Source organism: Pseudomonas sp. SDO5532_S415 (assembly GCF_054071155.1).
Genome location: NZ_JBSVWS010000290.1, coordinates 1 through 4,137 on the forward strand (window position 1 = coordinate 1; position 4,137 = coordinate 4,137).

Genomic DNA, 4,137 nt, shown 5'->3' on the forward strand with positions numbered 1-4,137 from the left:
GCGGCAGGACAGTCAACATCGTAGTGACTGATCGACCGCTATCGCGGGCAAGCCCGCTCCCACAGGGTTATGTGTTGTCCTGGTTATTTGCTGTTGGTCAGCGTGTTGTAGCTGGTCATCAGGTTGCGGTAATCCGGGATATGGTTGGAGAACAGCGTCGCCAGGCCTTCCACGTCGTTGCGCCAGTCGCGGTGCAGCTCACAGGCCAGGCCGAACCAGGTCATCAATTGCGCACCGGCGGCGGACATGCGGTTCCACGCCGATTCCCGGGTCAGTTCGTTGAAGGTGCCGGACGCATCGGTCACCACGAACACCTCAAAACCCTCTTCGAGCGCCGAGAGTGCCGGGAACGCCACGCACACTTCGGTCACCACGCCGGCGATGATCAGCTGTTTCTTGCCGGTGGCCTTGATGGCCTTGACGAAATCTTCGTTGTCCCAGGCGTTGATCTGACCAGGACGAGCGATGTAGGGCGCATCCGGGAACAGTGCCTTGAGTTCGGGAACCAGCGGGCCATTGGGACCGGTTTCGAAACTGGTGGTGAGAATCGTCGGCAGCTTGAAGTACTTGGCCAGGTCAGCCAGGGCCAGCACGTTGTTCTTGAAGCGGTCCGGGTCGATGTCGCGCACCAGCGACAGCAGCCCCGCCTGATGATCCACCAACAGAACGGCGGCGTTATCCTTGTCGAGACGTTTGTAAGAAGTGGTCATTGCAGTAGTCCTCGCGTGTTATCGATGCCGAGTGGAAATCGGCGTGGGGGTACCCGCTCAGCGCTGGGAGTCCAGCACTTCGTGTTCGTTCGCCACCTGCTGAGCCTTGAGATAACTCTCGATCAGCAATTGATAATGCGGCATGGCCTGGGCGTAGACGGCGGCCCACTGCTCGGCGTCCGGACGGTTCCACGAGCCTTGCAGCTCAGAGAGCGTAGCCATGATGTCGATCGGCACCACCCCGGCCTGGGCCAAACGGGCGATTGTCAGATCAGTGGCCAGCTTCGAGTGGTTGCCGGAGGCGTCGACCACAGCGAACACCTTATAGCCTTCATGCACGGCGGCGATGGATGGGAACGCCAGGCAAACGCTGGTCAGGGTGCCGGCGATCACCAGGGTTTTCTTGCCGGTGGCTTTGACTGCCGCGTGAAACTCCGGGTTGTCCCAGGCATTGATTTCACCTTTGCGCGCCACGTATTGAGCGTGCGGCGCGGATTCGTGAATCTCTGGAATCAGGGGTCCGTTCGGCCCTTGCGGTACGGAAGCGGTAGTAATCACCGGCATCTTCAGCAAGGTCGCGGCCTTGGCCAGGGCAATGGCGTTGGCGCGCAGCTGTGGCACGTCCATGTCCTTCACGATCTGGAACAATCCGCTCTGGTGATCGATCAACAGCATCGCGCTGTCGTTGGGATCGATCGTCGGTTTCTGGCCATTGAAGTTGGCCGCATTGACGGTGTTCATGAGCGTTCCTCTTTTGTTTGGGCAACAGCCATCCCTGGCCTGAAAACCGGCCTACGCATCCTGTGTAGAGCGGATGATTGAAGCGGTACGGATCAGCCGTGCATCTGGCCGAAGCGGCCGGACTGGAAGTCGGCGAAGGCCTGGTGGATTTCCTGCTCGGTGTTCATCACGAACGGGCCGTGACCGACGATCGGCTCGTCAATCGGCTCGCCGCTGAGCAGCAGCACCACCGCTTCCTTGCTGGCCTGGAGGCTGATCTGATCGCCCTTGCGATCGAACAGGGCCAGCTGTCCTTCACGTACCGACTCCAGGCCATTGACCTGAACCGCACCGCGCAGGACGACCAGCGCGGTGTTGCGCCCGTCATGCAGATCAAGGGTGAGCGACTTGCCAGCCTTAAGTCGGATGTCCCAGACATCGACCGGGGTGAAGGTGCGTGCCGGTCCCTTGTGACCGTCGAACTCGCCGGCGATCAAGCGCAGGCTGCCGGCGTTGTCCTTGAGCGCAATGCTCGGGATGTCGCCATCAAGAATGGTCTGGTAGCCGGCATCGGCCATTTTGTCCTTGGCCGGCAGGTTGACCCACAGTTGCACCATTTCCAGGGTGCCGCCGGTTCTGGCAAAACCTTCGGAGTGGAACTCTTCATGGAGAATGCCCGAAGCCGCGGTCATCCATTGCACATCGCCAGGGCCGATCTTGCCGCCACTGCCGGTGGAGTCACGGTGCTCCAGTTCACCTTTATAAACGATAGTCACGGTTTCGAAGCCACGGTGCGGATGCTGACCAACGCCACGTCGTTCGGTAGTGGGTGTGAATTCGGTGGGACCGGCATGGTCCAGCAACAGAAACGGGCTGATGTGCTTGCCCAGGTTGTCGTAGGAAAACAGCGTGCGCACCGGGAAACCGTCGCCGACCCAATGGGGCCGTGGGCTGGTGTAGATGCCGATGATGTTTTTCATGGTGCCTCCGAACAAGGTGGGTGAAGCCATGGCCAAAGCTTAAAACCGCGACCCTTTCTGCACTAGACTGCGAAAATCAGCCTTAGCGTTCTATTTGGAGAACGATGGTGGAAGACCTCAACACCCTCTACTACTTCACCCAGGTGGTGGAACATCACGGTTTCGCCGCGGCCGGGCGGGCGCTGGACATACCCAAGTCCAAGCTCAGCCGACGTATCGCCGAGCTTGAAGACCGCCTGGGCGTGCGCCTGCTCAATCGCACCAGCCGTCACTGCTCGTTGACCGAGATCGGCCAGGCCTATTACCAGCGCTGCCTGGCCATGCGGGTGGAGGCGGAAAGCGCCGCCGAACTGATCGAACGCAACCGCTCCGAGCCCCAGGGCCTGGTGCGCATCAGTTGCCCGACAGCGCTGCTCAACACCTGGGTCGGGCCGATGCTGACCCGCTATATGCTCAAGTACCCGTTGGTGGAATTGTTCATCGAAAGTACCAACCGACGGGTTGATCTGATCCACGAGGGCTTCGACATTGCCCTGCGGGTGCGTTTTCCGCCGTTGGAAAACACCGACCTGGTCATGAAAGTGTTGGGCAACAGCACTCAGAGCTTAGTCGGCCATCCGCTGTTCGCCGATCGTCTATCGACACCGCCGTCGCCGGCCGACCTCAGCGGTTTGCCCAGCCTGCATTGGGGTGCGGCGCAGCGTGAATATCAGTGGGAATTGTTTGGCGCCGACGGCACCAGCGCGATGATTCGCCATGCACCAAGGATGGTCACCGATGACCTGCTGGCATTGCGTCATGCGGTCATCGCCGGGGTCGGTATCGCCCACCTGCCCACTGTGGTGGTGCGTGATGACATAGCCGCCGGTCGTCTGGTGGAACTGGTGCCGGGCTGGGCACCGAAGTGCGGGATCATCCATGCAATCTTCCCCTCGCGCCGTGGGTTGCTGCCGTCGGTACGGACCTTGATCGACTTTCTCGGGGAGGAGTTCAGTCACAGCGATATTGCCTAGAAGCAGCGGCAAGCTTTTAGCGGCAAGCGGCAAGACGATCGGGGCTGGCGCGGGTTTTATTTCGAGCATAATATTCAGCTCGAATTACAGCCATAATATCCGCTCCGAGGACTTGAATATGCAAAGCCCGAACCGCGACGCCACGCTCGCTCAATGGATCGCTCAGGAACAGGCCATGCGCGATCGCCTGGCGGCGCCTGGCAGTTTGTCCCTGGCCGAAGTCAGCGCCCTGTCCCCTGCCGAGTTTTTCGACGGTATCGGTAATGGTGAGCTGCCCTCGCCGCCCATCGGCACGCTGATGGACTTCATTCCCCTCGAATGGTCCGCCGGTTCGTTCATCTTCCAGGGCACGCCGGATTCGCGGCACTACAACCCGCTGGGCAGCGTCCATGGCGGCTATGCCGCGACCTTGCTGGACTCGTGCATGGGCTGCGCGATTCATACACAACTGAAAAAAGGCCAGGGCTACACCACGCTGGATCTGCGCATCAGTTACGTCCGGGCGCTGACCGGCGCCAGCGGACCGGTGCGGGCCGAGGGCAAGGTTGTGCACCTGGGACGCTCGACGGCGCTGGCCGAGGGGCGGATTTATGATGTGGACGGGCGTTTGTATGCGACCGGCACGACGACCTGCATGATTCTCGAGACGAGGGGTTAAGGCTTTAAACCGTATCGCCCTCTTCGCGAGCAGGCTCGCTCCCACTTAGACCACCT

Annotated in this window: 5 protein-coding genes; 2 read left to right on the forward strand and 3 right to left on the reverse strand. The window is 60.7% G+C overall.

Annotation, left to right across the window (positions count from 1 at the left end):
- Nucleotides 1–83: 83 nt before the first annotated feature.
- The 3 genes from ycaC to ACW9HW_RS29240 all read right to left on the reverse strand — a co-directional run bounded on the left by ycaC (nucleotide 84) and on the right by ACW9HW_RS29240 (nucleotide 2,410).
- Nucleotides 84–710 carry an isochorismate family cysteine hydrolase YcaC gene (gene ycaC / locus ACW9HW_RS29230; protein ID WP_095197388.1) on the reverse strand — a complete coding sequence of 209 codons (627 nt, stop codon included), beginning with the start codon at nucleotides 708–710 and terminating at the stop codon, nucleotides 84–86.
- A gap of 57 nt (nucleotides 711–767) precedes the next feature.
- On the reverse strand, nucleotides 768–1,451 hold the full coding sequence (locus tag ACW9HW_RS29235; protein ID WP_095197387.1) for an isochorismatase family protein: 684 nt from the start codon (nucleotides 1,449–1,451) through the stop codon (nucleotides 768–770).
- Nucleotides 1,452–1,543: 92 nt separating this feature from the next.
- Nucleotides 1,544–2,410, reverse strand: coding sequence for a pirin family protein (locus ACW9HW_RS29240; protein WP_457402798.1), 867 nt, complete (start codon nucleotides 2,408–2,410; stop codon nucleotides 1,544–1,546).
- Between the two features lie 104 nt (nucleotides 2,411–2,514).
- On the opposite strand from ACW9HW_RS29240, the gene ACW9HW_RS29245 reads away from it, so the two are divergent.
- Together ACW9HW_RS29245 and ACW9HW_RS29250 are read left to right on the forward strand one after the other, a co-directional pair.
- A complete protein-coding gene (locus ACW9HW_RS29245; protein WP_457402800.1) occupies nucleotides 2,515–3,423 on the forward strand; it encodes a LysR substrate-binding domain-containing protein in 909 nt (302 codons plus the stop codon).
- A gap of 118 nt (nucleotides 3,424–3,541) precedes the next feature.
- A complete protein-coding gene (locus ACW9HW_RS29250) occupies nucleotides 3,542–4,081 on the forward strand; it encodes a PaaI family thioesterase (protein ID WP_457402801.1) in 540 nt (179 codons plus the stop codon).
- Nucleotides 4,082–4,137: the final 56 nt, after the last annotated feature.